Genomic DNA, 701 nt, shown 5'->3' with positions numbered 1-701 from the left:
CTGCTCAACCTTGCTGCCGAACTAGGTAACGTGTCCCGAGCCTGCAAAGTAATGGGTTTTTCGAGGGACACGTTTTACCGTTATCAGTCTGCCGTTGAGAGCGGCGGAGTTGAAGCTCTGATCGATTCCAACCGGAGGAAGCCAAATCTGCGCAATCGTGTTGATGATGTCGTTGAAGACGCAGTGAAAGCGTTTGCAATTGAACAGCCAGCATTTGGCCAGGTTAGAGTTTCCAATGAGCTACGTCGACGTGGAGTGTTTGTGTCGCCCTCTGGCGTGCGTTCAGTCTGGTTGCGACACGATCTCGAATCGTTTAAGAAGCGGCTCTCAGCGCTAGAGAAGCATGTTGCCCAAACGGGTGAAGTTCTGACTGAAGCTCAAGTTGTCGCTCTCGAACGTAAGCAGGATGACGACGTGGCAGTCGGTGAAATTGAAACTGCACATCCTGGTTATCTTGGCAGTCAGGATACGTTTTACGTTGGCACTATCAAGGGCGTTGGGCGTATTTACCAGCAGACATTTGTTGATACCTATTCGAAGGTTGCTACAGCCAAACTCTACAGTACCAAAACCCCGATTACGGCTGCTGACCTACTCAATGACAAGGTATTGCCGCTCTTCGCCGAATACGAAATGGGCTTAATTCGAATCTTGACTGATCGGGGAACCGAGTATTGCGGCAGGCCAGAGTCGCACGATTA

Annotated in this window: 1 protein-coding gene; it reads left to right on the top strand. The window is 50.5% G+C overall.

The genetic code is table 11. The features are described from left to right. Positions 1-701, top strand: a 701-nt coding sequence (locus ACO0LC_RS29125) for a helix-turn-helix domain-containing protein (RefSeq protein ID WP_423009751.1), incomplete at both ends; no start/stop codon positions are given.

Origin of the sequence: Undibacterium sp. JH2W (assembly GCF_049340425.1) — a bacterium.
GTDB lineage: Bacteria > Pseudomonadota > Gammaproteobacteria > Burkholderiales > Burkholderiaceae_D > Undibacterium.
This window is presented reverse-complemented; position numbering and strand designations above follow the sequence as displayed.